Raw genomic sequence first — 26,926 nt, forward strand, 5'->3', positions numbered from 1 at the left:
GCGGGGCGGGCCAGCCGACTGGCCTGCCCGCGGGATGGGAGCCAGGGAATAGCAAAGGCTGCGCCCTCAGGGTTTGCGGTGACTACATAGACCTGTGAACTTTGCTCGACGGCACGGGTTATGTGCCAAAGTGAGCGTGCAGATGAGTAGGCTAGACTTGAGAATTTTCTCGGGACTCGCCTTTCTCAAGGCTCAGGAAACTGCCATGCTAGAGCCACTTCGGACTGATTTTGCGCGACGTTGGCCAAAATTAACCTGGAAGCTGGGTTACTGGTTTTTTAGCCCCAAAAAAGTCACCCCGGTTCTGTTGGTGGTTATCGCAGTAGTTTTAGTTACCAGTGAGCCTGAATACAGTTGGCGTATGGCTGTGGCAGGTTTGGCGTTACTGGTCGCCTATGGGGTGGTGATGTCGCCGCTATTTTCAATCCCAGCAACGGCGCTGCTGTCGAGTTGTGTGCCCCGAGACACTGGGGAGTCAGCCGATGCCATTGTGGTGCTGGCCCGGAACGGCCGCATTCAAGGCGATCGCTACAATACAGCGGTCGATATGTTGGCCGAGGGGCGATCGCCCAATCTTTTGATTATGGGCCTCTCCCAGGGAGTCACTGTGCTTAAAGCCCTCGATCAGCGCCACCTGTCGCCCAACCTCATGCTCAGCGCCGTCTGCGTCAAAACCACCAAGCAAGAGGCAGAGTCAGCCGCCGTCGCCCTTGGCGCTAGGGGGTTGAAGCGGGTTATTTTAATCACCGATACTCCCCACATGCTGCGGGCTTGGTTGACGTTCAAGGGGCTGGGGTTTGCCGTCGTCCCTCACATTGAGCCGTTGCCCGTTGGGGTGGCTGGTCGTGAGCGATCGCTGCTAGCCATTCGCGAATATCTAGGCCTGGTTAGCTATGCTGGCCTGGGGCGTTTTCAAAGGAAGTCACCCATTACCCTGCCCCAAGTGGCCGGGGCAATGGCCGACGACTTATCTGCCGATCGCCGCTTTATGACCGCTGAGCAAATTCGGCAAACGTTTAGACTCAGCTGAAATTTTAAGGAAAAGGGTGGAGCCCGATGACCATTTCGCTAACTCAGGTTGATGCCTTTACCGACGCTGCCTTTGGCGGTAACCCCGCGGCAGTGTGCGCCTTACCCGAGGCCCGCCCCGATCGCTGGATGCAGCAGGTGGCCCAAGAGATGAACCTCTCAGAAACCGCCTTTTTCTACCCCGAGGGCGACGGCTACCGGCTGCGCTGGTTTACCCCCACCGTAGAGGTCGACCTGTGCGGCCATGCTACCCTGGCCACCTGCCACGTGCTGTGGAGCGAGGGTCACCTGAGCAACGAACAGCCCGCTATGTTCCATACCCGCAGCGGTGTGCTCACGGCCCGCCGCCTCGGCGATTGGATTGAGCTCAACTTTCCAGCTAACCCGTCTCACCCCATCGCTGAACCTGACGGTTTAGCAGAGGCTCTAGGCGCAACCCCCCAAGCCGTCGTAGAAAATTCCCTAGGCTATCTAGTCGAGCTAGAGTCGGCGGCGGTGGTGCGCGATCTGAGACCCGACTTTGTCGCCCTCGGGCAATTCCCCGTTCACGGCGTGATTGTCACCAGCCGGGGCGAAGCGCCCTACGATTTTGTCTCTCGGTTTTTTGCCCCTGCCCTCGGCATCAATGAAGACCCAGTCACCGGGGCAGCCCACTGCTGCCTCGGCCCCTACTGGCGCGAAAAACTGGGCAAAACCACTTTTCTCGCCCACCAGTCATCGACCCGAGGTGGCATAGTCAAAGTGCAGGATGAGGGCGATCGCATTCGCCTCAGCGGTCAGGCTATCACCGTCTTTAAAGGAGATTTGCTCCACTGATGCAGATCGAGGTCACCACCTGGTATTTGGAAATGCTCGACCCGGCCCAGTTGCGGCCCAAGCTCAGCGAGCATCCCCATCTGGAGATTCGCCAGGCCGAGGTGCCCTGCCCAGAGTTGAGCCGGTTCCTCTATGCCAGCGTGGGCGGCCAGTGGTACTGGTGCGATCGCCTCCCCTGGAGCCGCGATCGCTGGCTCACCTACCTCAACCGCCCCCAGGTCGAAACCTGGATAGCCTACATCTCGGGTACCCCAGCGGGCTATATCGAGCTAGAAGAACACCCCCAAGGCGACGTCGAAATCACCTGCTTTGGTCTGCTGCCCCAGTTTATTGGCCAGGGCATTGGAGGCCATCTGCTCACGGTGGGCATACAGCGCGCCTGGAACTGGGGAGCCAACCGCGTATGGGTACATACCTGTAGCCTCGATGGCCCCTTCGCCTACAAAAACTACGAGTCACGTGGGTTCACCCGCTACGACACCAAAGTCGCGATCGAAGATCTGCCGGATAGCCCCCCCGGCCCTTGGCCAAACAGCAACATCTCGCTCCCTGCCTCCTGAGCGCTACTTCATCGCTTTCTCAGGACGTTGTGCGTTGACGCTCATCGAACAGCATTGTGCTGAGTTGCGCCTTAGGAATGCAGTCCACGCAAATTGTCAACGATCAGAAGCTCCTTGACAAAGCAAGATTCTTTTAATGACGTAGCTTTGGCGCAGGCCGACCGCTCTTTAAAGCGCCCGGCATCACCAGCTTTAGCGGAGCGAGATAATATTTTGGGGACGGCTGATGACTATATATCGAGAATCTTCTGCTGCTGGTCAAGAAATACCTCAGGTCTTTGCCATAGCCTCGCTGCTCAATCAGCCTCTCTAGGTCTAATCCATAGGCAGCCAAAAATAATTTCCCTAGCTGGTGGCTGCCTACCCAAGGTGAACCCGTGCGCTCTAACTCAGCCACAAAAAGATCGTCGATGGCCTCCAACACCTGATTCATGGAAGAAAACGTTGACAAACTTTGCTGAGATACCATAGTTGCTCAACTGCCTGTAGCGACAAATAATCATCTCCGTAACTACAGACTTGCTTAGTGCTATTTCATACCTGAATTTGTGCGGGTTTCCCTACGGCGAGGGCAGAATCATGGCGGCAATCTTCACTGTCCTGCGTTCCTCACAGCATTCGTCCAGATAACGCTTGGTGTTGTTTAGATCACAGTGCCAGAAAATCCCCTGCTCCTACACCAAGTAAAGCCCTTGGGTTTGAACAGCCCAAAATGAATGGATTTAGGCCCATCGGGCGTTTTCGATTTTTGCTCTTGTACTCTCGCTCTTTTGCTATGGCGCTAGTCTTTGGCCCCAGCGCTAGTCTCACCAGGCTTGTCGAGAGTAGCTGAGGCTGAACCAGATTGTTGATCGAGGCGCAAGGCCTGGGCTAAGGCCGATCGCGCCTGGGCTTTTTGTACCAGCGGGTCGAGTTGCTCTACCGATAGCCCACTCAACAGACTCAGTTCCTGGCGGTTCAGCCCCCTCAGCAGCATCTCAACACACCAGGTGGCACGGGCCTGCTCAACGCCAATTGGTTCGCCAGTAGGCGACATAATGCCGGTTGTTACCTCGGCCCATAGCTGCCGCACTCTTAAGGGCGTAATCGGCTGATCGTCTGGCCCCAAAAACATGGCCGATGAAGCATCATTGCGGCTTTTGAGCCAGCGGGTGAGCGGGTTTTTGGTGTAGGTGCCGTAGCGCCGACCCATGATCCACTGATTGAGGGGCACCTGGCGATGCTGAGGGCCAACAAGCAAAATGTGCTGGCTGCTGTCGTAGAGGGCGCTAGCGCGGCTGAGCAGCGGCACCTCTGCTGCCGCTACCCCGGCCCCCAGCAGTACGTAGATCAAGGCATGGGTCTGGTTGCCAGCCTTGCGGGCCGCTTGCATAATCTCATGGACTAATGGGGCGGGTAGGTCGCTCCAGCTCTCTGTGTTGGCGGGAGTAAGGCTAAGCTGGGCTGGGCTAATAGCGGCCACATCGGTCGGGGGGCGCAAGCTGAGCAGCCAACTGACGACACTATCGATAAAAGCGCTCCGGCTGGACCACAGACTGTGAAATTCTGCGCTGCCTTCACCGGCTCCACTGGTGGTGCCGTCGATCGCGGCATAGCCCAGCAGCAGCGCCATCACTAACCCTGCTACTTCCTCAGGGGGGAGGCCGACGGCTTCCCCTGGGGCCAGATGCGCCTCCAGGTACTCAGCAATGAAGTTGCGAATGGTTTGTAGGCCCCGCCCCATGGCCTGGCTATTGTCTGCAGAAAACTGTCCGGCTTCACCAACTACCGATCGCACCAGCTCGGAGAGCTGATCGAGGGTGGCCAAGCACTGGCCCAGAAACTCCCTCAAGGCCTGGTCGATGGGAGCTTGGGCTAGAGCTGCCAGATCAAAGCCGTGGTCTGGGCCAGACAACACCTCAGCCTCAGTCATGACCGCTGCAAGCAAGCTGTGCTTGCTACCAAACTGGCGGAACAGCGTGACCTCGTTAACCCCCGCCAAATCAGCCACCTGCCGAGTGGTAGTAGCGCTTACTCCCTGGCTAGAAAATAGCTGAAATGCCGCATCTACTAGACGCTGTCGAGCTGATTTGCGCTGATCTGCCATGGCAAAAAGAAAGCAACACTTGCATTTTACCAGAGAAGTTTGTTAGGATTAATTTGCAAGCGACACTTGCAAAAGACTCCAGCCGGTCCCTCAGGGGTGCAAAGGAGGCGGGCAAGGACTTCCCTTCGGTCGGACTAACAGACTGGTCGAGGGTTTAACCCTAAAAGAAGAAAAGGACGTGCTATGACAACACTACTGAAACCAGCCCCAGAGAAACGGGAAATCAAAGGCCTAGATTGGACATTGGTCGGCTTTTTAACCGCCATTCACGGCGTTGCCCTGCTAGCCCCGTGGTTCTTTTCGTGGTCGGCCTTGGGGGTGATGGTGGCGCTGCACTGGCTGTTTGGCAGCATCGGCATTTGTTTGGGCTATCACCGACTGCTCACCCACCGCAGCTTGCAGGTGCCCCAGTGGTTAGAGTACGTCATTGCCACCATTGGTGCGATGGCGCTTCAGGGGGGCCCGATCTTTTGGGTGGCAGGGCATCGTCAGCACCACCTCTACACCGAGGATGCTGAAAAGGATCCCTATGCCGCCAGTCGGGGGTTTTGGTGGAGCCACATGTTGTGGATGGTGTACCGCAATCCGGCAGTCTTTAATGGCCAGATTTACCGTCGCTATGCTCCAGATATTGCCCGTGACCCTTACTACCGCTGGCTCGATCGCAACTTTCTACTGCTGCAAGTGCCGGTTGCGATCGCCCTCTTTGCCCTCGGCGGCTGGTCCTTTGTAATCTATGGTGGCTTTCTGCGAATTGCGTTGCTGTGGCACTCGACCTGGCTGATCAACTCGGCAACCCACATGTGGGGCAAGCGACGCTTTCATATTGAAGACAACTCGGGCAATCTGTGGTGGACAGCGCTGCTCACCTACGGCGAAGGCTGGCACAATAACCACCACGCGTTTCCTAACGTGGCCCCGGCTGGCTGGCGCTGGTGGGAAGTCGATGTCACCTGGTACGCCATTCTGTTGCTAGAAAAACTGGGTTTGGCCCGACGGGTAGTGCGGCCTCCAGTGGAAGCTATGGCTCAAGCGCGGTGATACGTGAGGAGCTGTAGCTGTCTCCAGCAATCTCTAGGCTGAGCAGAGCCTAGGCTTAGGGATTGCTCAGATTATCAGGGGGATGGAAGCGAGGGTGGAGGCGATCGCGCACCAGTTCCCCCCTCCCCAAATGCTCTTCGACAATTCGCGGCACATCCCCAGGGGTGACCCGGCAGTACCAGGTATTGCCGGGCATCACTTTAACCGTAGGCCCAGCGCTACATTGGCCCATGCAGTCGCTCTCGGTCACTAAAATGTTGGGGCTCTGGTGCTGCTGAAATGCCGCTAGTACCGCCGCCGAACCGCCGCGATCGCACGAGCGATGCCGACACACCTGCACTAGCCAACGCTTAGAAACCACAGATCGATATCCCTCTCAATGGGTGTCTTGTCGTGAAGCAGTTGTCCTTATATCCACAATGCCCCTGGGATGACTCTCACACCCTACGACAAGCGGGTTAGAGGCTGGTCTTTGAGCAGGGTCCGTAGGCGGCTAACAGTTCGTTCACCCAGAGCGCATCGATCGCACCCTGAAGCTGCCGCTGCTGCTGGCGGAGCGTCTGGGGACTGAGACAGGGCTGCAAGCACGCCACTAGCTCATCGGCTTCGTCAATCAAAAAGTTGAGCAACGGCTCTGCTTCAGCCTGCTGCAAAATCTCACCCATGCGCTCTGCGGCGGCCTGATCAAGGGTAGGGAGCAGCGCTAGCTGGCAATATTCATAGACCGTGGGGCGGTAGGCTAGGGCGCTACTGAGCCATTCGTCAGAGTCTGACATGGAGGTCTCCTACAGCCATTAACCCAAGCCAATTAGGCTCAGGGTTTGATCGAACAACACAGCAATGGGTTACTGTACGGCAACCCGCAAACCAACCAACGGCCCATGACGATACCCAGACCAAGGTTGGTTCCTTGAGGGTTAAGTGTACCCAGCTGCACCGCCGTGACAAGGGTTTTGGTGAAGTTTATGCCCCGGGAGGCAGATCTTGTTAAAGGAATGACGAAGCTTAACCTAGGTGGCTACTAGCGATCGCACCAACCCCTCAAACAGCGGCAGCCCATCTACCCCGCCCAGCACCGCATCGGCAGCCCGCTCGGGGTGGGGCATCAGGCCCAGCACGTTGCCCTGTCGGTTACAAATACCCGCAATGTTACCTAGAGAGCCGTTGAGGTTGGATTCCTCATCCACAGACCCATCGATGCCGCTGTACCGAAACACGATTTGCTTATTGGCCTCTAGCTCGGCTAGGGTAGCCTCGTCGGCGTAGTAGCAGCCCTCACCATGGGCTATAGGCAGGGTGATCACCTGACCCGTGGAATAATTAGATGTCCACAGCAGGTCGGTGCGCTCGACTTTGAGGGGCACGCGATCGCAGATGAACCGCATATCTCGGTTGCGCACCAGCGCTCCCGGCAGCAGCCCAACCTCGGTCAAGATTTGGAACCCGTTGCAAATGCCCAGTACCGGCTTGCCTGCCTTGGCGTGCTCTACCGTAGCCTGCATGGCGGGCGAAAAGCGGGCGATCGCTCCACACCGCAGATAATCCCCATAGCTAAAGCCCCCAGGCACCACCACGATATCCACATCGCTCAGGTCGCTGTCTTCATGCCAGACCATACGGGTGGGCTGCCCAAGAATGTCGCGAGTGACGTAGGCCACGTCGCGATCACAGTTGGCCCCAGGGAAAACGATGACGGCGAATTTCATGGAGAAGGGAGAGGTAAGGGGGAAGTTTTGAATTTTGAATTTTGAGTGTTGAATGAGTTGCCTGAACTCAAAACTAAACACTCAAAACTCAAAGCTTTTACGCTGTCGCTAGGGTTTGCAGCTCAAAACGGTAGTTTTCAATCACCGGGTTAGCCAAGAGCTGATCGCACATGCGATCGAGTTGCTGGCTGGCAGCGGCTTCATTTTCAGCATCGAGGGTGAGCTCAATGTATTTGCCAATGCGAATCGGGCCGACGTTGTCGTAGCCCATGTGGGCCAGTCCAGACTGCACTGCGGTGCCCGCCGGGTCGAGCACCGAGGGGCGCAGGGTGACATAGATGCGAGCGCTGTAGTGGGGCAAGGCTGACTCCGGTGGCGGGGAAAATCCACAATAGTTTGTACCCCTCATCCTACCGTATCAACCGATTGATAAAATTGAGTCAGTACAAGTGAGCCAGCATGGTACGACGCACCCGCAGCCAAGAGAAAGTTTTGACCGTTCTAAAGGGTTTGAGTAAGCCAATTTCGGCCCAAGCTCTCTACGTCGAAATGCGGCAGGACGGCAACACCACAGGGCTTGCCACGGTCTACCGAGCGCTGGATGCTCTCAAGCTGGAGGGGGCAGTGCAGATGCGCACCCTGCCCTCGGGCGAAGCGCTCTACAGCCTGCCCCAAGAAGACCGCCACCACCTCACCTGCCTTCAGTGCGGCAACACTATCGCCATTGACCAGTGCCCCGTCCACGACCTGGAAAAACAGCTGCACAAGGCCCACGAATTCAAAATCTTCTACCACACCCTGGAATTCTTCGGCCTCTGTCCCCGCTGCCAGGGCAGTCTGTCCAGCGCCGAAGCTTCAGTTTCTTAAAGTTCAAGGCTACGGATTGGACTCCTGTTGCCATCGGTAAACCCGCCTGCGTCAATGGGGCAATAGATGACTCCCTAGGGCAAACCAACTAAACGTTCTGCCTTGTAAGTAGGGACGGCACCGATCGGTAGATAGTGCCGGCGAGGGGGGCGATCGCAACTACTACCGATGATTGATGGCGAAGCCAGCCAAGAGAACAATAATCAAAGCTTGAAGGCAGCGGCTATGCGGATTTACTCTACTCCAGTCCAATGCCGGTAGCTCAGTCCTTGTGCTCCTAGGCCGCTTATCCATGGTCAAGTTTAAATCTTACTTTGAGCGCCACTATCCCAACCTAGAGCGCGTTATCGCCATCATTGCTTTAGTCAACTTGGCGCTAGTCTTTTTTGATCTCACCTATCTCAATTTGCGGCCGGTTTATAGGCAGTATTTGTCCCCTGTTACCCAAGTCTATGACCCCGTTAAAGGCATTAAGGCCCATCCTCTAACCGAGCGCTATTCATCTCAAGTTGAACAGCTCAAAAGCCAGCTTGATCAAACTGGACTGCGATCGCAGCCCACCCAAAATTCACTATCAGACTTGCAGAATCTCAGTCAGCAACTGTCGACAGAGCGAGCCTTTGCCGAGCCCCACGGCGACCTTGCCCTAGTTGCCATTCAGCAGGCCCTGCGATCGAGAACAGGTCAGCTCTCAGCCCAGGATGCTTTTAGCCAATTTTGGAGTGCGGATTATCTCGAACAGGCGAATTGGCAAACGGAGCTTGAGTTTTGGGACAGGCAAATTCGACCGTTTTTCCAGGGCAACTATTACCGCACCGTCAACCGGTGGGGTGCGCCAACCGATTATTTTTGGCTGATTGATCTGCCATTTGTCCTAATTTTTGCGGTAGACATTCTGGCGCGCATTAGTGCTACCCGGCGGCGCAACCCGGACTTAACCTGGGTAGAGGCTGGCCTGCGGCGATGGTATGACCTGTTTTTGTTGCTGCCATTTTGGCGCGGATGGCGAGCTTTGCCTGTAGCCCTGCGCTTGTACCAAGTAGATTTGCTAGCGCTAGAAGCGGTGCAGGCCGAGGCCCAGCGGGATGTAATTGTCACGGTTGGGGCTGATATTGCCGGTATTGCCGGCATTGAGATCATCGAGCAACTTCAGGATTCGATCCGACAGGGAGAACTGTTGAATTGGATAGCTCTAATTGACCCAGTGGCTGACTCTGAAAACTCAGTTGATCTGGTGGCCGAGGAAGAGATCACGGCGATCGCCAGCCGCCTCTACCAAGTTGGGGTAGACAACATCTTGCCCCAGGTTCAACCCGACATTGAGGAGCTGGTGCAGCACAGTATTGCCAGAACGCTAGAGCAGATGCCAGGATACCCCCAGCTCAACTATCTACCAGGCTTAGAACAGGTATCTGTGCAGATGATTAAGCACCTGTCTCATTCGGTGGCTCAGGGCCTTTACCGCAGTGTTGCGGGGAGCTTGTTAGACGCTAGAGGTGCAGAAATTACCGCTCGCTTACAGCACAATCTGCGAGAGGCGCTCGCCAGTGAATTGAGTCAATACAACACCCGCAAAGAGATTGAATCGAGGTTAGTCAGCGCCTTAGACAAATTCAAAATCAAATATGTGAAGGCCTTGGCAGAGGCGGGTGGCGAAACGCTGGCTAACCACACAGAGCTCTTGCGCAAGCAGCTCAGCTAACATTGCTGCTCTCATAAGCCTTTGCATCAAGCAGCTATATCTTTGATCCCCTAACCTATTCCCTCCCAAGTAAGAGGGTGAACAGGTCGAAAAACCTTAAACTTTTAAATATTGTTTAGCCGCGAGCTGACCCACCTAGAGTTGGTCAGGCTTGAAATGGCGCCAGCTTAAGTTTGAGGCTGTCTTATTGCAAAAATAGATTGGTAGCGATACCTCAAGGACGGCCTTAATACGGTTATCAAAAGACTCTAGTTGAAGGGTTTTGCTTAGTTAGTTTTTAACTTCTATTCTTCTAAAAACTTTTGGTAGCTATGAATTGCAGATATTAACCACAAATTATGCAACGAGTACTAATCATCGGCGGCTGCGGACGAATCGGCGGCAGTATTGCTAAAGACATTTTGGCTCACACTGATGCTGAAGTGACTATTACCGGGCGCAACCCCCAACTGGGTACCGCAGCTTTAGAAAGACTGGGTTCCAAAGTGCAGTTTCAGCTGTTGGACCTGACGAATCAACCGGAGGTGGAAACAGCGGTCGCTAAGGCAGATCTGGTCATTCATTCGGCTGGCCCTTTTCACTACCGAGATGTTGGTGTTTTGCGCGCCTGTATTGATCAGGGAGTTGGCTACACCGACGTTAGCGATGAACGCAGTTTTACCCGCAAAGCCCTAGCCTTGCACGCTGAGGCCGAGGCTGCCGGGGTGACAGCCGTCATCAATACTGGGGTGTTTCCTGGTATCTCAAACAGCATGGTGCGCCAAGGGGTCGAAGCCTTAGACAAAGCGACCTCGATTCAACTGAGCTACATCGTTGCTGGTTCTGGTGGTGCTGGCGTGACGGTGATGCGAACTACTTTTATTGGTCTGCAACGCCCCTTCGAGGCCTGGCTGAACGGTATCTGGCAATCGGTGAAACCTTACTCAGGTCGAGAAACTTTGGAGTTCCCGGCTCCCTACGGCAAGGCCAATGTCTACTGGTATGACATGCCCGAGTCGATTACTCTACAGGAAACCTTTCCGGTAGATAATGTAATTACAAAGTTTGGCGTAGTGCCCGACTTTTATAACCACGCTACTTGGGCAATGGCCAACTGGCTGCCACCAGTGGTGTTGCGCAATCGGCAAACGGTAGAGTTTTTAGCCCATGTCAGTCATTCTATGACCAGTGTGACCGATCGCTTTAGCGGTACTGGGGTGGCTATGCGCTGTGACATCAAGGGGCAGCAAGGGGGGCAGGATGCTCACTACGTCAGTACCTTTGCCCATGAAAGCGCTGCGATCGCCACTGGCCTGGGCACAGGCAGTATTGCAGAGCTGATGCTAACTGGCAAGCTCAAATGCCCTGGGGTGCACCCCGTGGAGCAAGCGCTACCCACAGATTTATTCAAAGCCACGATGGATTCTCGTCAGCTAGAGATTCGTGAAACCATGAGCCAAGTCGAGGTGACTGCTTAACTTGCTCAAGAGCAAAAATAGAAGGGCGAAAAACTAAAAAATGCTCAATAGGCTTGAATCAGGACATTCTGCGCTGTCCTGATTCAAGCTTTATCTGCTATATAAATCACACTTTTGGGCTGGGCGCGATCGCACAACCTATTGAGTTAAGGCTCTAGGTGTCGATACGCCTTTTTTTGTGCTAAATCATAGGGATTTTTGTTTTAGTGCTCATTGAACAAGCACTTAGGAGAGCCCCTTTGTAGCTATTCCTGAGCTTAAGCGAGAAGTACCTCGGAAGATTTTTTTAATCTATCTACCTGTAGATTGTCAAACCATCTCATCCTTGGGGTTGAGGTTGGTATTACGACGAAAAAATTATTGTTTGGTTAAGTAACAAATTTTTTTCTTATTCCCGAAAAAGGGGATTGTTATGTATCGGCCAGAAAAAGTACAGGCTTACTTGACCTCCATCAGTGAAAGCCGTTCTCCTGTGGAAGACGCTTTAAAGCGCAACATTTTTAAGTATGGTTTGTGGTTGCTAGGAATTCCGGCAATTATTTATGGTGCGATTGACCGAGGTGTGGCAGCCTTCTCCGGTCCTGTATTCGATGTGACTGACGTTTCCTACTGTTTAATAGGTCTAGTCATTCTGCTGGGATGGGTTTGCATTGGTTTGGCCGAAGATCATTCTGACGGGACCATCCTAAAGGCAGCTCAATCAATTGATTCTGCGATCGCCCCAGCCTCAGAATACATTGCTCAGCAGACCTATCGGCTACCGTTTCCCTACCTGTGTCAGGTTTACCATCTGCTCAACGTTCAACATTTAGAAGACATTCATCGCTTCAGCTTAGGAAATTTGAAGGTAGTTAAAGTCAGCGACTTCCAAGCAACCCAAGAGGGCGGCAAAATTCGCTTTGAAACGATGCTAGACTCTCCTTTCAACGTTCTTCGCATGTGGCGAAACCCAGTGGTTGAAGTGGAGCTGACGATTCATTCACCCCATCAAATTGAGCTAAAAGTGCCAACTTACGGCCAAAAGTTTATTCGGGTTCTATTTAACGTGTTGCCTCTCAATGACAAAGAGCATCACCTGTCAATTCAATTGTTTAGCAACTTAGCATGGCCCAAGGAATTGCTGAAAGCCATATTAATTGTGGCTTCTAGCCTCACCCTTCTTGAGGACCTGCCCTACCTAAACCACTTAGCCAGACGTAACTATGACCGACTGTTTAGCCAAACTTCTGAAAAACGTCGGTCAAGTCAGGCCATGCAGCTCTTTCATCGCTATGCCGATCTCTACAATGGCTCTTGGAAATATCGGCAAATGCAGCTGCTAGATAATTAATGGCTCGTCAATATGGAAAGTCATTCTTCAGACAGTTGCAGTTTACTACAAGTGGCGCAAATTTAGAGGTAGACGAACCTTAGTAGGCTTGGAGGTAAAAATGCCCTGGACTTACGACGAATTCCCAACCTCCATGAAGAATCTGACTGCTGAGGTGCGGCGAAAGGCGATTGATATTGCCAATGCTCTTTTAGACGATGGGTATGAAGAAGGTCGGGCGATCGCGATCGCCACTGCCCAGTCTGAAAAGTGGGCTAAACGCCGCCACAAGCAAATCGCTAAGAAAAATACCGGTGGCACCACAGGTCAGGCCGTTGCTCCCGATGATGAAAAAGATAATGGAGAATCCATTCACGTCTTTGCCGATCCGGAAGAGTCGGGCTGGATTGCAACCCAGGGCCAAAAACGGATTGCTCAAGGTAGCAAAAAGACTGACGTAGTCGACGAAGCAAAAGAGAAGGCCAAGGCTCAAAAGACGGAACTTTGTATTCACAACAAGCAGGGCGACCTTGTTGAAGAACACGACTATTCATAAGAGCGCTAGATCCCTACTTAGATAAAACCCAAATCTCTTTCTTTTCAGGACTTTTCTGAAGATCTTAGAAATGTCGGTCAGTTTCGCAGGATGTGAGTGTACTGGCTTAGCGTGGATTGTGTGATCATCAGGATGGTCAGCGCTAGTTTCTTGAAAATTCTTCAGCTTCAAGCGGCCACCCTTCAATAAAAGCTGCTTGGAAGATGCTAATAGCTTGTAAAGCCTTAATCTGCTGCCGGTACGATGCAGGAGAACTAGCATTTGCTTTAAAGGCGCTGCTGGAAGCGAGCCTATTTAGTGCGCGCGCTTAGTGAAGTAGGGTGGTCTAGACGGTTGTTGGGTCACTTCCAAACTGGCTCGGCAAGTTGCGTTGGATAGCGTAAACGGTGGCCGAAGCGACGTTAGAAGGGGGCTTTCACCCGGTAGGATACTACAGGATATTTAACGCTTCAGCGCGTGCGCCCTCAATGGCGGGGTTGCAAGGTCTATGGAATTACCAACGGAGTAGTCGTTATGGTCGCAATTACATCGGTTCACGGTAGGCAGATTCTAGATTCGCGGGGCAACCCCACGGTTGAAGTCGATGTAGTGCTAGAGGGTGGAGCTAAGGGGCGTGCTGGCGTGCCTTCTGGAGCGTCCACCGGTATTCGCGAAGCGCTAGAGCTGCGGGATGACGACAAAGCCGTCTACGGCGGTAAAGGGGTGCTCAAAGCCGTAGCCAACGTCAACGACACCATTGCCCCAGCCATCCTCGGCATGGATGCAATGGATCTCGCCGCCGTAGATCACAAAATGCTGGCCTTGGACGGTACCGAGAACAAGGGCACCCTAGGCGCTAACGCCATTCTGGGCGTGTCGATGGCCGTAGCTCGGGCTGCTGCCGTTGCCGCCGATATTCCCCTATACGTGCATTTGGGTGGGTCCGACTCGGTGCTGCTGCCGGTGCCCTGCTTCAACATCATCAACGGCGGTGCCCATGCCGACAACAGCGTCGATTTTCAAGAATTTATGATTGCCCCGGTGGGTGCGCCGACCTTTTCTGAGTCGCTGCGCTACGGAGCCGAGGTCTACCACGCGCTCAAGTCGGTGCTGAAAGCGGCAGGATACAGCACCGCTATCGGCGACGAGGGCGGGTTTGCCCCTAACCTCAAGAGCAATGTGGAAGCGATCGAGGTCATTCTCAAGGGCATTGAGAAAGCCGGTCTGCGGCCTGGGGATGACATTGCGATCGCCCTCGACCCAGCCGTCAGCGAGCTGTACCAAGAGGACGGCAGCTATCTATTCTACAAATCCGACAACAGTCGCAAGTCCACCGCCGACATGATTGACCTGTGGGAAAGCTGGGTCAACCAGTTTCCCATTGTGTCGATTGAGGATGGCCTCGGCGAGCAGGACTGGGCAGGTTGGCAAGCTATGACTCAGCGGTTGGGCGATCGCATTCAGCTAGTCGGCGACGATGCTTTTGTCACTAACCCAGCCATCATTGCCCAGGCGATCAAAGACGGCGTTGGCAACTCGACCCTGGTCAAGGTCAATCAAATTGGCTCGATTACTGAAACCCTCGAAGCAATCAAAATGTCCCACGAGGCGGGCTACACCTGCATGGTCAGCCACCGCTCCGGCGAAACCCCCGACGACTTCATCGCCGACCTAGTGGTAGGAGCAATGACCGGCCAAATTAAGTCCGGTGCTCCCTGCCGAGGCGAACGCCTATCGAAGTACAACCAGCTGCTGCGCATCGAAGAAGAACTAGGTGCTAAGGCCCAATACGCCGGTCTCAACACCTTTAAGCGCAAAACTCTGACTGCCTAGGGATCACAACCTCCCATCCCTCTCACGCAAAAGAGGGATGCCTGAACTCAGACTGCCGTGGCCCTGCTGCGGCAGTTTTTGTCTGTAGGGACTGAGCATGCTCAGCCCCTACAGCGGAGTTCACTAAACAGCAATTCGGTAAGAGCCAAAAAATCCCGGCTAAGTCAAGCCGGGATTCGCCATGCCTTCCTAATCCGAACATCGGACTCCTATGGATCGCTAGGCCTAAAGTTATCTGGCAGCTCACACTGCCCCGTCGGTCCCACAACTCTGATATAGCCTCCTCCATCCTGCAATTCCATCTCAAACTCCCCCTGAAATTCAGACAGCACTAGCGCCACCAGCGCCCCGACCAACACAAAACCCGCCGCCGCTGCCACCCCTTTCAACCCCTGCTGAAACGATTCGCTCAACATCCCCGCCCCCTCGGCAATGCCTAAACAACCCTCTAGTGCTTAGTAAGCGTTAGCGAGCAACTGAGACAGCAAGCTGGGTACGGTTATCCCCGTCTAGGGCTGCAAATATTGTCGAAAAAATTCGATTTGCAGCTGTGCGGCTAGAGGCTGATGGCCCGACCCATAGAGGCTGTGCCCTACCCCCTGAAACTCATAAAGGGTAACGGGCACCTCTGCCCGCTCAATCACATCGTGGAAGTTGCGGGCTACATCGACCTGCAAAAAATCTTCGGCCCCATGAAACAACAGCGTGGGGGTGCGAATTGATGCCGCATTGTAGAGGGGCGACGTCTGTAGGTAGGCGCTAGGAGCTTCCATCGGTGTTTGCCCCACCAGGTACGACAGCAGCGACGAGTAGCCCAGCTGCCACTCAGTCAGCGTGTCGAGCAGTGAGCACTGGGGGTTGGCCGCCGCCACTAGCTGAGGGTACTGGCTGGTGAACTGGGCTGTGTAGTAGCCCCCATAGGAGCAGCCCGTGATCCCCACCTGGTCGGCGGTCGTCCACCCCTGCTGAATCATTTGGCGAACGATCTCGGCCCCCTCTTGGAGGTCAAGCTGCCCAAAGTTTTGGTTGTCGGCCAGAGCGCGGTAAAACTCGGGGCCAAAGCCCTCGCGCCCTGACAGGGGCACCACCAGCACCGCTAGGCCAAAGTTGGGCAGCAGATTCAGCGGCATTTCTACCTCGGTGGCAAACTCGTTCGCCATCGAGAAGCCCGGCCCCCCCTGCTGCCAAACTACGATCGGCACCTTTTGGGGCGGGAAGGCGCTGTCCGCGGGTTGAATCAGAAAGCCCTGGCGCTCCCCCTGAGCAGTGGTAAAGCTTACCGGATCCATCCGCACCCGGTTACTGCTGGTCACGGCTTCGTTGATGGTAGTAAGCGATCGCGGCTCTGACGCCCCATCGGTGGTAAGCGCAAACAGCTCGGGCGGCTGGGTCACCGATGAAAAGCCGTAGACCACGGTGTCACCCTTCTCACTAGTCACAATCGACGCCGCATCCACGGAGCCTGGCGGCATCGGCAGGGGAGTAAGGGTTCGCTGGCTCAGGTCGTAGACATGCAGATGGCGGTTGATGCCCTCGGTGCCCCAAAACAGCAGGCGATCGCCGCCTAAAAACTGCCCTCCCGACTCCGTTGGCCCCCGCAGCGCGTTGGCTGCAATCGTATCTAGCACCGTCCCCGCCAGGTCATACACCTCAAAGTAGGCCGACTCAGGAAACACGTAGGAGGGGTATTCCCGACCCGCCACCGCGCTAGGCCGATAGCGCTTGAGCAGCAGCCGAGTGCCATCGGGACTGAGGCTGGCCCCAGCAAAGGTATCGCTACCACGAGCCGGAGCGGTTAGCTCTAGACGTAGCGGTTCAGACTGGGTGAAGTCGAACACCCGCACAGTGCTGTGCTGGTGAAAGGGGTTATCTACCGGATCCAGACGACCCAGGGCATCTTGCACTACGGGCTTGGCCAGGCTAGGGGTGTTGGGAGTGCGATCGTACAGGCGGCGTTCCTCCCCTGATGACATTACCAGGGCCACCTGGTCGCCGCTCTCTGACCAGGCCAAGGGCTGAATCTGCAACCCCTCGGGCAGTTTGGCTACCTCCACTCGACGCAGCGACGGCAAAAACACCACGTAGATGGTGTCCTCGTCTTCGCCGTAGACCCGCAGGGCAAACTTAGAAAAGTCGGGGGCCATGCCCAAGATTTCCCCCTCTTCGGGCTGGGTGGGGTAGACCTGGGTGCGCGATGCGATCTCCGTCACCCGGTTGACGCTGATAATTTCCCAAGGACCGTAGGGATCCTGCTGCACAAACCGCAGGGTGTCGTTGCTGACCCAGCGCAGGGGCAGGTCAGGGCTGACCATGTCGTACTCCAGGGCGAGGGCGTCGCTCAGGGCCCCGGTGCGCAAGTTGAGAAAGTGCAGACTGCGATCTTCTGTAAAGATGCGGCTACTGACAGCTACTACCAAGGTAGATCCGTCGGGGCTCAGGGTGCTGAGCACCTCAATCTGCCGCACCCCGAGCAGGGCATCGAGCCGAGTTTGTTCGGCCTCGGGCAGGGGCGGCACTTCAAATCCCTCAAGCTCTACGGAGATGATCTCTGCTTGGCCTGGAACTGCCGCTATCAGAGCCGTCAGGGTGGCCAGGGTGAGCGATCGCAGCATTGCGGCCCTAAGAGAACAGCGGCGACTTAACCCACTGCCCCAACCACTAAAATTACGCCAGGAATTCGCCACCGTGGCCCTGTAATTAAAGACAAGTCATCATAGCGCCATCCCCATACCTGGCGGGCGATCTAACCAGAGTTTGTTAACAACCCCGCCGCCCCTCTCGCCGAGAGCAGCCCAGCGAGCTACCGTGAAAGAAATTCACCCCCTACCGCCCGTGACCCAGGTCGTGACCCAGGAATTTCAGCTTTCGATCACCCCCCTGGGGCCAGACACTTACCTGCTGCGCACCGAAGTCGTGGCTCCTGGGGTACCCCTGGCCGAGGCCCAGGTCACCTGGCCTCTAGCAACCTGGCTGTCCCAGGCCGAGGCGTTGTTTCAGGATCCACTACAGGCCCTGCTCGCTGCCCCTGCTGCCCCCGTCCCCACCTCTGACCCTTGGACACAACTTGGTCAAACCCTCCACCAGGGCTTGTTTCAGGGACGCATTCGCGATAGCTGGGTCGCCGCTCAAGGCGTTGCTCAAAACCGACGGCAACCTCTGCGGCTGCGCTTGGGGTTTAAAGATAGCCGGGTGCAGCGCCTCCCCTGGGAACTGCTTTACGACGACGATCGCCCCCTAGCCACCGGCCTCGATGTCACCCTGTGCCGCTATTACCAAGCCCAAACGGTAACCGACCTAGCGGCCATGGTGCCACTCTCCCCCGCCAGCGATCCCATCCGCTTACTGGTGATTATCTCGGCCCCCAGCGACCAGGAGCGCCTAGCCCTGCGCCAGGAGGTACAAAGTTTAATCGATAGTCTCCAAGCAACCCGGCTAGGCTACCTAACCTTAGAACTGACGATTTTAGAACAGCCGGGACGGCCTGAGCTGGCCCAGGCCTTAGAGCAGGGCAAGTTCCAAATTCTTCACTATGCAGGCCACAGCGAGGCCGGCGATACTGGCGGCGATCTGTTTCTAGTCAACCGTCAGACTGGTCTGACGGAAAGGCTCAGCGGCGAAGACCTGGCGGGCCTGCTAGTCAATAATGGCGTTCGCCTAGCGGTGTTTAACTCCTGTCGCGGGGCCTACACTCCCCAAGATGATGCTCAGGCCGGCTGGCGTGACCAAAACCTGGTGCAGGCCTTAGTCAACCGAGGGGTTCCTGGCGTCATCGCCATGGCCGATCGCATCCCCGACGATGTGGCTCTCACCTTTACCCAACTGCTTTACCGCAACCTGCACCAGGGCCATCCCATCGACCTCTGCCTCAGCCGAGTACGACAGGGACTGATGTCAGCCTACGGATCAGATCAGCCCTTTTGGATGCTGCCTTTGCTCTACCTGCGCCCCGACTTCGACGGTTATCTCTATGCCCATGACAGCGCCGCTACTTCAGAAAGTGGTTTTGGCGATGATGATCTAGCCGAAACCGCCCTGCTGCTGCCTGACTACAGCACCGACCCCGAAATCTCTAGTTTGGCGGCGGAGGTCTTTACCCAGCAGGCTAAAGATGTCGCCATCGACAGCGCTGCCTCACCCCTCTACGACTGGCTGCAAGATCTGGAGCAGCCCGAGCCTGCTGATCCCGCTGTGACCAACCTGGTACAGCGGTTATCTCAGCCCCAACCTTCAAATAATGGCAGCGGGCCGGGCTCCGATCGCCCCCTAATCGCCGACCCCGCCGAAAGCCTGCTGCCCCAGACCCAGCCTAGCCCGACGCCGCTGTACCCCCTACCCCCAGACCCGAACGCTACTTCAACCGCAGGAGTGCCGCCGCTGACTTGGGCGCTGCCTCGGCGCTGGTCGATGTCTCCTAACCTGCTGGTGTGGGGTAGCTTGGGCCTAGCGGGGTTAGGGGCAGTGCTGGGGCTAGCGACCATCACCCTGACCACCGTCAACCGCCCCACGGTGAGCGACCCGGTTGAGCCACCGGTGGCTAATGACGCTGGCGGAACCTCGTCAACTGCCAGCCCGGCGCTGCTGTCAGGGGCGCTAAATGCGATCGCCCTAGGGCGTACTGACACCGCTCGCATTTTGATCGAGCAGTTACTCGATCGCAACGATCTGACCACCGCTGAGTCAGCGGTGAGCGCCATAGCCGAGTCACAGCTGCTCGACCCAGACCTTGCCTATGTGCGAGGGCGATTGGCCTGGCAGCAAATGGTCGCTGGTAGCGCCGCCGATACCTCCCCCAACGATGCCCTACGCGCTTGGACTCAGGCCATTGAAAGTCGCCCCGACTTTCTTGAGGCTTGGGTGGCGCTGGGGTTTGCCCACATGGCTATGGATGACTACGACCAGGCCATAGTGGCTTGGCAACGGGCGATCGACATTGACCAGCGCCAGCGGCGCGACATTAACCCCGGCAGTGGTCCCCAAGTGGCCGTTCCCGTAACGGTCAATGCCTATGCGGGGTTGGCCCTGGCTCACCACAAGAACAGCGAGCTTGCCATTGCGGCCGAAGAGCAGGCCCAGCTCCAGCAGCAGGCCCAGTCCTACTTCGCCCAGACCCTGGCCCTCGATTCCACCATGGTTAACCCCAATGCCCTATCCCTCAACTGGCGGTGGTCGCCAGCTCTGATTGGCAGTTGGCAAACCACTGTCAGCCAGCTGGCCGTTAGCAGCGGCAACGCAGTAGAGACCAATAACTGAGCTTTTCTCACCGGCTAAAGCGGGTGTTAGCATGATTAGACTACTGAGAATCATTTATGCCCAGCACTCTCGCGATTCTGGCCCATCCCACTCAGGCTACCGCCGTCCTGGATTGGCTCTCAAAGCATGAGGGGGTGTTGACCCACTTTCAAATTATGGCCCCGGCAGAAATGGCCCGAGGCATTGAGCAGGGTTGGGATCTACAAAAAATAGAGCTAGTTGCCCTCAAAGAATCCAACCAGGGGGGCGACATTGAGCTAGCTGCCCACATTCTTGCCGGGGAGGTGGCAGGGGTAATTTTCTTCACTGACCCGGAGGCGCTCGCCTTCGCCTTTCCCAGTTTTTCCCTGGTGCTGCGGGCCTGCCAACTTCAGGGTATTCCCGCCGCCCTCAACGCCATGTCGGCCACACTGCTGCTGCGGGGCATTGCCGAAAGCCAGATTGCTTACCTGATCTTTAACCCGGTGGCCGGTCAGGGTAACCCCAACACCGATCTGGCCTTGATTAAAGAGGTGCTCGAGCCTCAGATTCTGGTCAACGTGATCATGACTAAGCCCGAGCTTGATCCGGCGGAGCAGGCCCAGGAGGTGATCGCTCACATTCAGTCCAAGACTGAGCACGACATGGGCCGCAGCCTGATCATTGCCTCCGGCGGTGATGGCACGGTGTCGGCAGTCGCCGGAGCCACCATCGGGACGGGTATTCCTCTAGGCGTAATTCCGCGGGGCACAGCCAACGCGTTTTCAGTGGGCTTGGGCATTCCCACCAACCTGCGCGCTGCCTGCGAAACGATTTTGGCGGGCAACACCCACGTGATTGATGCCGCCCGCTGCAACGACATTCCTATGATCTTGCTGGCTGGGTTAGGCTTCGAGGCCGGCATGGTCGATGGGGCCAGCCGCCAGCTCAAAAACGAACTGGGTAACTTGGCCTATGTGCTCTCGGGGGTGCGACAACTGGCCGCCGCTGAACCCTTTACCGCCACCCTCGAAATCGACGGTGAGGTGACGACGGTGGTTACTACCGCTATTACTGTCGCTAACGTAGCTCCGCCGACCTCTGTGCTGGCTCAGGGTTTAGGGGAGGTGATCCCTGACGACGGCCTGCTAGAGATTACCATTGCCACCAGCACGACCCGGCTCCAGGGCATTAATGCTCTGGCGTCTCTAGTGGCGGCAGCGGCCTGGGGTAACCCAACCCAACGGGACGACATTACCTGCCTGCGGGCTCGCCGCATTAAGGTAAGTACCGACCCGCCGCAAAAGCTGGTGGTCGATGGCGAGATTTTAGAAGTCAACCCAGTATTGTTTGAGTGCCTACCCGACGCGCTCACGGTATTTGCGCCCCTCCAAACGCTTTAGCCAATTCCAGAGCTGGCAATACGCTTAGCTGAAGGGTCTGGTCATGAACCTATGGGTTGGGTCCAAAGTCATGACCGCGTACCAAGTGCAAACCTTACTTACAGAAAAGGGCTTTGGAGTTGCGATCGCCCAAAGCAAACGTCTATTGGGTCAGAACAGATTCGACGTAGGGGCACTGCATTGCAGTGCCCCTACCAGAAGATTTTGCCTGTCAACGTGTTCTAACTAAATTAACAGCTGCAATAGCCTGGTTCTTTTTAACGAACCGCGCTATGGGCTGTGCTCAGTAACTGAGGAAGTCTAATAGAATTTAGCATTAGGGGCTGTGGTGCCGTTCAGGCCGATACTCCCGCAGCCAGCAGCGTTCTAGGTAGCGCACTTGGTGCAAATACCAAAACCGCCAAGGATTAAGGACGGTTTTGTAGTTGCGACAAAAAACTGGTTGGTGAAGATAGGGCAGGATGGGAAACCGCATTGTTCTAAATAGGATGATCAATAGTGACGAAGCTGGGCTAGCATTCGCTCAAGGTCTTGTTTCAAGGGCAACACAGCAGTCAGCCGGGGCTGCTTCCTCAGTATAGGCAGATGAAAAAAGAGACCCAACACTGGGTCTCTCAGATGGAAAGATAATTAATAATCGAACACAGAATTTAGAGATGGAGCTGACGGGAGTCGAACCCGTGTCCGCTTTGAGTATTAACACACCACTCATTCACAGGCTTAGCCCGTCTAATCCTCAGGGCCGGAACCGCCACTTATCCCGGACGGCGGGATTCTCTGGCTAAGTCTTAGTCAATGAATCCACCAGAGGAGAATCATTGAAGCATCCGTTGGGGTTTGTTCATAGCTCTTAACGGAGTCAAACTATGAACGCTCGCTAACTAAGTTAGAACTAAACTAGGTTTAGGTTAAGCGGCAACAGGTGCAGCTTTACGAGCAAAAGGAACGATGTTGTTCGCATTTACGTTTGTTTTGAGCCTTGATTTACGAGAGTAGACTCACTCTCGGCCTGTATCACAGCGTGACTTTCGTCAAAACGTCGAAACCGTTACAGCCCCACGATATTGCTTACCTAACCATTATAGATCATTGATTTGGATGATCGGTATTTCCCCTGTTCCCTAAATGGGATCAGAGGAATGAAATAGCGGCTAAACGGCTTTGTGAAGGCGATCGCGCCATGGAGACTCTGCCCTCAACATCTCTCTGGGGCAGAAAACCAACGATTCCCACTCTACCCTTGAGCCCACTGCAACCTTGATTAGAAATCCCTTATGCCGCCAATAATCTTTCGTAAACTCGATGGTGTAGTCATCAAAGTATAATATTTGCTTAACGGTTCTGTTTCTGGTGGGGGTTGCCCATTGGCAGCATGCGCCGAAGCAGGCTCTAGATTTTAATCACATCTCATAGTCATAATCAGCATTTTGCCCCATGGGCAGCTGTTTGCAGCAATAAGGACTTCTTACCCCTATGACCACGACCAACGACTCTAGCAACGGTAGTGCCGATACCCCCGAAAAAGAACCAGCCCGCGCCACCCGGGGCCGCACTAAGCGTGCTGCTGCTGGTGGCATTGTCAAAGCCAGCCCTGAGAACGGCGATGTTTTGGTGCTGGCCGACAGCACTCGGGTTGTAGAGACCGATACGCTGCCCAACCATCGTCCTATTGGCTTGGACACCTTTGAGATTGTGGGCACCCTCGGCCCCAGTCACTCCATAGGTCGTCCGATCGGCGCTAACACCTTTGAAATTTTCACTACCGACACCCTGCCGGGCCACCGCCCAGTGGCCGTAAGCACCCTGCACATTGCTGATATTCACACGCTGCCCGGCGATCGCCCCATTGCCGACAATGACGATGTGGATCCCCATCCTTCTATTTTGATGGGCTATCTAGATTAGCTAAACGTCGGGCTGCTGCTGGTGCCCGAATGGGTTGAGCTAAAGGAAATCCGGAGCGTTGCTAGATATAGGTATGAACCAAAACTCCAACGTCTCTTGTAGGGGCAAACGGCCGTTTACCCCTACCCGCATTCATGCTTCGGTTCAGCGACACCAAATCTGGGTTTCCTAAATCCTTTCAACAAAAAAGCTCCTCTAAATGAGGAGCTTTTTTGTTTGGGAAACTGTCTGAATTGAATCAGCAGTTACCTAATCTGCAATCATCTCAAAGCTATACGGCGGGTACGGCAGCAGGATAAACGCTAACTTTCTTGCCGTTCTTGCCGCGACGCTCGAAGGTAACAACACCGTCTACTAGGGCAAACAGCGTATCGTCACCGCCGCGACCCACGTTGTTGCCGGGGTGAATTTTGGTGCCCCGCTGACGAATCAAAATGTTGCCAGCGATCACGGCTTCGCCACCATAGCGCTTGACGCCAAGGCGCTTAGCGTTTGAGTCGCGCCCGTTGCGAGTACTACCTGTACCTTTCTTGTGAGCCATGGGTGTATTCCTTCAACCTACCTACTGTTTAATTTAGCGTGAGTTGGGGAGGCTTAGCTTTCGGCTTCGGCCTCGACCGCCGCCTGCGCAGGAGCGGCAGCAGATTCGCCGGCGATCGCCTTGCCGTTCATCTCAATGGAGTTAATCATGACTCGGGTGAGATCTTGGCGGTGGCCCTGCTTTTTGCGGGTTTTCTTCTTGGGCTGCATCTTGTAAACGATCACCTTGCGGCCTCGCAGATGGCTGACTACGCTGCCTACGACGGTTGCCCCTTCAACTACAGGCTGACCCACCACAGATTCGCCATCGTTGTTGATAAACAGCACCCGTTCTAGGGTGACTTGGTCATCTACATCTAGGGCTAGGCGGTCTACGTCATAGAAGCGACCCGGCTCTACCCGCAGCTGCTTTCCGCTGGTTTCAACAATTGCGTACGTCATTCTTTTACCTCATAACCGCCGTACAGGTGCCAACGACCCCAAGACTGGGGCTCCGCTACGGGAGGCGTTAGCCTTAGGAACCTGATCCGAGCGCATAAACACAGTCTTTCATTATTACGAGGCAGTTCCAGCTCTGTCAAGGGGTAAAGACAGCTGTCTGGGGCTGCGATCGGGGTGAATTTTGGTTTGCCCGTTAGCTGTGCTGCATAAATGGCACAGAATGCTGCCATTTCATCCTGATGGGCGACGGGCCGGCCTGGAAAACGAATTGGGATGTTGAGGCACGTGGGTTTATGGATATTTGGCTATTGGCGGCTCAGCTTGCCTTGGGTGGCGGGGTGCCCCCCTTAGAGATTGAGGAGACAGAGGCACCTCTACAGAGAGGTATCGCAAATGCGGCCCTACCCTCCCTAGCTGGCCCAAACTTGTGCTCCCCTGCAACTAACCCCGACAATATTGAGGCTTGCCCTGCGAAGGGGGGCAGCATGGCGACGGTAGCCCCCACGCCGCCGCCTCGGTCGATGAGTGCTGCCGCCGCTCGCTGGCCTAGCCCCGAGCAGGTTATGACCCCTGGCCGCCGTCCCACCCTTCCCCAGGTAGACCCTCAAGCGCGCCCTGTTACTGGGGCGCAGCTGTATCAATTTCGCACCGCTGCTCTCCAGGCTGGAGAACTCTACGCCCAGGTGGCCCCCTACCGCTACATAACCCGGTGGCAGCGGGCATTTGTCTCCCCGACCCACGGTGACTGGCAGCGGCTGCTGGCGGCAGAGGCGGCAGCTATGGCTCGCGACCAAAGGCAAGCTCCGCTAACCGTGATGGTCGGCGATTCGCTGGCGCTGTGGCTGCCGATAGACGAGCTGCCCGCTGACCAACTGTGGCTGAACCAAAGCATTTCGGGGGAGACCACGACCCACATGCTGGAGCGGCTGCACTATTTTGCCGACACCCAGCCCCAAACCATTCACCTGATGGCCGGTATTAACGACCTCAAAGCCGGAGTGCCCGAGGCTCAGGTGGTCGACAATCTCTATCGAATGATGACCCGTTTACAGCAGCAGCACCCCCAGTCGCGGTTGGTGGTGTATTCCATTTTGCCGACGCGGCTGCGCGAAGTGTCGAGCGATCGCATTCAGCGAGTCAACCAGCGCTTGGCAGCCCTAGCGGTTCACCAGGGGGCTACCTATGTGGATTTGTACACTACCTTCAGCGATCGCCAGGGGCTACTGCGGGTAGACCTCACCACCGATGGGCTGCACTTGAGTTCTCAGGGCTATACCCTGTGGCAGGCAGCGTTAGTCAGTTATTAGCTAGCTTCATATTTGGCGGCAACTCAGGTGAAACGCTATGAGGATACGGCATCGTTGTGGGTCGATGGCGCGCCATAATAGGATCACAATTGCCCTTTGCCAGAGCGAATCACCTGTGCCTAAGCGAGCTGCCAAACCCAAGCTGGGACGACTGGAAAAACTCGACCCCACCGATTATTGGCAGACACAGGCCGATTTTCAGCAGTGGCTCACTGAGGCAGAAACCCTAGACCTGCTGGGTGAAGCGGCTGGGCTGAGCTTAGACTCGCCAGAGAGTGATTCCCCTCCTGAGCTTGGCTATGCCCTGCTGACCGAGACCGACACTGGGGCGCTGGTTCTGGTGGCAGCTCACCTAGAGGAGCCTGATTTGAGCGATCTGGGCCAGCTGCTAGCTTGGGCTGCTACTGAGAATGCCGCCACGGTGATCTGGGTCGCCCCCGATTTTTCTGCGGCAGCCGCGCTAACCCTTGACTGGCTTGACCAAAGCAGTGAGGTCATGTTTTTAGGAATGACCGTGGAGCTTTGGCAGATTGGTAAGGCCGCTATGGCCGCCAACTTTATGCCGGTGTGCGGAGCGGTGGACGATAGTGAAGCGGATCCAGAAGCCGAGAACGTTGAAGACGTTTCCCCCAAGGAGCCAGAGCCAGAGCCGCTGACGCCTTTACAGCAGCAGAATTTAGAGTTTTGGAGCGGATTGTGCGATCGCATGGATCGCCAGGGCAGTTTGGTTAAGCCCGGTTCGCCTACCCCTGAAGCCACCATGGGCTTTGCCATTGCTCGAGCAGGGTTTCGCCTCAACGCCATTCTCGATCGCGACCACGGCAGTCTCTACACCGAGCTGCTGCTCTCAGGTATCGATGCTCAGCCCCACTTTCACCTGCTGGCCGAGGAGCGCGAGGCCATCGCCGACGAAATGGGCCTGCCCTTGATATGGGACGGCACCGGCGACCAGGCCTGCATGGTGGCCAGCACCCTAGCAGAGGTGACTTTGGACGATCGCGATCGCTGGCCCGATTACCAGGCCTGGTTCTGCGACTGCCTAGAGCGGTTCTACGAAGCCTTCTTTGACCGCATCAAGCGACTCGATGCCAACGGCTATCAGCCCTTGCCCAAGCGGGCGGCGGGTTTGACCGATGCGCTGATTTTACCAGCGCGGCCTCGGGGGTAGGGGAGTGGATGGG

Annotated in this window: 25 protein-coding genes and 1 other RNA gene; 15 read left to right on the forward strand and 11 right to left on the reverse strand. The window is 55.8% G+C overall.

The window, feature by feature from the left end:
• Positions 1-361 precede the first annotated feature (361 nt).
• From H6F59_RS05165 to H6F59_RS05175, 3 genes are read left to right on the forward strand one after another with little or no spacing between them, the layout of a single operon-like run.
• Positions 362-1,030 carry a YdcF family protein gene (locus H6F59_RS05165; protein WP_190696025.1) on the forward strand — a complete coding sequence of 223 codons (669 nt, stop codon included), beginning with the start codon at positions 362-364 and terminating at the stop codon, positions 1,028-1,030.
• A 26-nt stretch (positions 1,031-1,056) separates the two neighbouring features.
• Entirely contained in the window at positions 1,057-1,845 is a 789-nt protein-coding gene (locus H6F59_RS05170; protein WP_190696028.1) for a PhzF family phenazine biosynthesis protein, read from the forward strand.
• On the forward strand, positions 1,845-2,405 hold the full coding sequence (locus H6F59_RS05175) for a GNAT family N-acetyltransferase (RefSeq protein ID WP_190696031.1): 561 nt from the start codon (positions 1,845-1,847) through the stop codon (positions 2,403-2,405). The genes H6F59_RS05170 and H6F59_RS05175 overlap by 1 nt, the downstream gene beginning before the upstream one ends.
• A 781-nt stretch (positions 2,406-3,186) precedes the next feature.
• Here the strand turns inward: H6F59_RS05175 and H6F59_RS05180 are convergent.
• On the reverse strand, positions 3,187-4,491 hold the full coding sequence (locus tag H6F59_RS05180; protein WP_190696034.1) for a TetR/AcrR family transcriptional regulator: 1,305 nt from the start codon (positions 4,489-4,491) through the stop codon (positions 3,187-3,189).
• A gap of 183 nt (positions 4,492-4,674) precedes the next feature.
• Between H6F59_RS05180 and H6F59_RS05185 the strand changes: the two genes are divergently transcribed.
• The gene (locus H6F59_RS05185) at positions 4,675-5,532 is read left to right on the forward strand and encodes a fatty acid desaturase (RefSeq protein WP_190696037.1); all 858 of its coding nucleotides are present in this window, start codon (positions 4,675-4,677) and stop codon (positions 5,530-5,532) included.
• Between the two features lie 55 nt (positions 5,533-5,587).
• Here the strand turns inward: H6F59_RS05185 and H6F59_RS05190 are convergent, their stop codons facing one another.
• From H6F59_RS05190 to purS, 4 genes are all read right to left on the reverse strand, one after another.
• A complete protein-coding gene (locus H6F59_RS05190; RefSeq protein WP_190696040.1) occupies positions 5,588-5,893 on the reverse strand; it encodes a ferredoxin in 306 nt (101 codons plus the stop codon).
• Between the two features lie 97 nt (positions 5,894-5,990).
• Entirely contained in the window at positions 5,991-6,308 is a 318-nt protein-coding gene (locus tag H6F59_RS05195; RefSeq protein ID WP_190696043.1) for a hypothetical protein, read from the reverse strand.
• A gap of 234 nt (positions 6,309-6,542) precedes the next feature.
• Positions 6,543-7,238, reverse strand: coding sequence for a phosphoribosylformylglycinamidine synthase subunit PurQ (purQ, locus tag H6F59_RS05200; RefSeq protein ID WP_190696047.1), 696 nt, complete (start codon positions 7,236-7,238; stop codon positions 6,543-6,545).
• Between the two features lie 97 nt (positions 7,239-7,335).
• Positions 7,336-7,647, reverse strand: coding sequence for a phosphoribosylformylglycinamidine synthase subunit PurS (purS, locus tag H6F59_RS05205; RefSeq protein ID WP_242021275.1), 312 nt, complete (start codon positions 7,645-7,647; stop codon positions 7,336-7,338).
• 50 nt (positions 7,648-7,697) lie between these two features.
• Here purS and H6F59_RS05210 point away from each other — a divergent pair, with 50 nt between their 5' ends.
• From H6F59_RS05210 to eno, 6 genes are all read left to right on the forward strand, one after another.
• Positions 7,698-8,105: a Fur family transcriptional regulator gene (locus tag H6F59_RS05210; protein ID WP_073609102.1), complete on the forward strand. Its 408-nt coding sequence runs from the start codon at positions 7,698-7,700 to the stop codon at positions 8,103-8,105.
• 292 nt (positions 8,106-8,397) lie between these two features.
• Positions 8,398-9,807: a hypothetical protein gene (locus H6F59_RS05215; protein ID WP_190696054.1), complete on the forward strand. Its 1,410-nt coding sequence runs from the start codon at positions 8,398-8,400 to the stop codon at positions 9,805-9,807.
• 338 nt (positions 9,808-10,145) lie between these two features.
• A complete protein-coding gene (locus H6F59_RS05220) occupies positions 10,146-11,264 on the forward strand; it encodes a saccharopine dehydrogenase family protein (protein WP_190696057.1) in 1,119 nt (372 codons plus the stop codon).
• Between the two features lie 412 nt (positions 11,265-11,676).
• The gene (locus H6F59_RS05225; RefSeq protein ID WP_190696061.1) at positions 11,677-12,594 is read left to right on the forward strand and encodes a hypothetical protein; all 918 of its coding nucleotides are present in this window, start codon (positions 11,677-11,679) and stop codon (positions 12,592-12,594) included.
• Positions 12,595-12,694: 100 nt separating this feature from the next.
• Complete coding sequence (locus H6F59_RS05230; protein WP_190696064.1) at positions 12,695-13,129, forward strand: DUF2188 domain-containing protein; 435 nt, start codon at positions 12,695-12,697, stop codon at positions 13,127-13,129.
• A 513-nt stretch (positions 13,130-13,642) separates the two neighbouring features.
• Positions 13,643-14,941 carry a phosphopyruvate hydratase gene (gene eno / locus H6F59_RS05235; protein WP_190696067.1) on the forward strand — a complete coding sequence of 433 codons (1,299 nt, stop codon included), beginning with the start codon at positions 13,643-13,645 and terminating at the stop codon, positions 14,939-14,941.
• Positions 14,942-15,150: 209 nt separating this feature from the next.
• On the opposite strand, the gene H6F59_RS05240 is transcribed toward eno, so the two are convergent.
• Complete coding sequence (locus tag H6F59_RS05240) at positions 15,151-15,357, reverse strand: hypothetical protein (protein WP_190522176.1); 207 nt, start codon at positions 15,355-15,357, stop codon at positions 15,151-15,153.
• A 93-nt stretch (positions 15,358-15,450) separates the two neighbouring features.
• On the reverse strand, positions 15,451-17,553 hold the full coding sequence (locus H6F59_RS05245; protein WP_199325610.1) for a S9 family peptidase: 2,103 nt from the start codon (positions 17,551-17,553) through the stop codon (positions 15,451-15,453).
• A gap of 193 nt (positions 17,554-17,746) precedes the next feature.
• Here H6F59_RS05245 and H6F59_RS05250 point away from each other — a divergent pair, with 193 nt between their 5' ends.
• Positions 17,747-20,191 (forward strand): CHAT domain-containing protein, encoded by a 2,445-nt coding sequence (locus H6F59_RS05250; RefSeq protein ID WP_190696072.1) that lies wholly within the window; start codon positions 17,747-17,749, stop codon positions 20,189-20,191.
• 56 nt (positions 20,192-20,247) lie between these two features.
• The gene (locus tag H6F59_RS05255) at positions 20,248-21,552 is read left to right on the forward strand and encodes a YegS/Rv2252/BmrU family lipid kinase (RefSeq protein WP_190696075.1); all 1,305 of its coding nucleotides are present in this window, start codon (positions 20,248-20,250) and stop codon (positions 21,550-21,552) included.
• Between the two features lie 316 nt (positions 21,553-21,868).
• Here H6F59_RS05255 and H6F59_RS26125 read toward each other — a convergent pair whose 3' ends face one another.
• Together H6F59_RS26125 and ssrA are read right to left on the reverse strand one after the other, a co-directional pair.
• Positions 21,869-22,027 carry a hypothetical protein gene (locus tag H6F59_RS26125; RefSeq protein ID WP_206755194.1) on the reverse strand — a complete coding sequence of 53 codons (159 nt, stop codon included), beginning with the start codon at positions 22,025-22,027 and terminating at the stop codon, positions 21,869-21,871.
• A 179-nt stretch (positions 22,028-22,206) separates the two neighbouring features.
• Positions 22,207-22,610: a transfer-messenger RNA gene (ssrA, locus tag H6F59_RS05260) on the reverse strand.
• A 415-nt stretch (positions 22,611-23,025) separates the two neighbouring features.
• Between ssrA and H6F59_RS05265 the strand changes: the two genes are divergently transcribed.
• On the forward strand, positions 23,026-23,457 hold the full coding sequence (locus H6F59_RS05265) for a hypothetical protein (protein ID WP_190696079.1): 432 nt from the start codon (positions 23,026-23,028) through the stop codon (positions 23,455-23,457).
• Positions 23,458-23,728: 271 nt separating this feature from the next.
• Here the strand turns inward: H6F59_RS05265 and rpmA are convergent, their stop codons facing one another.
• Together rpmA and rplU are read right to left on the reverse strand one after the other, a co-directional pair.
• Positions 23,729-23,998, reverse strand: a complete 270-nt coding sequence (rpmA, locus tag H6F59_RS05270; protein ID WP_190522184.1) for a 50S ribosomal protein L27 — start codon at positions 23,996-23,998, stop codon at positions 23,729-23,731.
• A 53-nt stretch (positions 23,999-24,051) separates the two neighbouring features.
• The gene (gene rplU, locus H6F59_RS05275) at positions 24,052-24,438 is read right to left on the reverse strand and encodes a 50S ribosomal protein L21 (protein WP_190522185.1); all 387 of its coding nucleotides are present in this window, start codon (positions 24,436-24,438) and stop codon (positions 24,052-24,054) included.
• 293 nt (positions 24,439-24,731) lie between these two features.
• On the opposite strand from rplU, the gene H6F59_RS05280 reads away from it, so the two are divergent.
• Positions 24,732-25,745, forward strand: coding sequence for a GDSL-type esterase/lipase family protein (locus H6F59_RS05280; RefSeq protein ID WP_190696082.1), 1,014 nt, complete (start codon positions 24,732-24,734; stop codon positions 25,743-25,745).
• Between the two features lie 115 nt (positions 25,746-25,860).
• Complete coding sequence (locus H6F59_RS27245) at positions 25,861-26,913, forward strand: DUF4268 domain-containing protein (protein WP_190696085.1); 1,053 nt, start codon at positions 25,861-25,863, stop codon at positions 26,911-26,913.
• Positions 26,914-26,926: the final 13 nt, after the last annotated feature.

The sequence above is a fragment of the Nodosilinea sp. FACHB-141 genome (assembly GCF_014696135.1).
Classification (GTDB): Bacteria; Cyanobacteriota; Cyanobacteriia; order Phormidesmidales; family Phormidesmidaceae; genus Nodosilinea.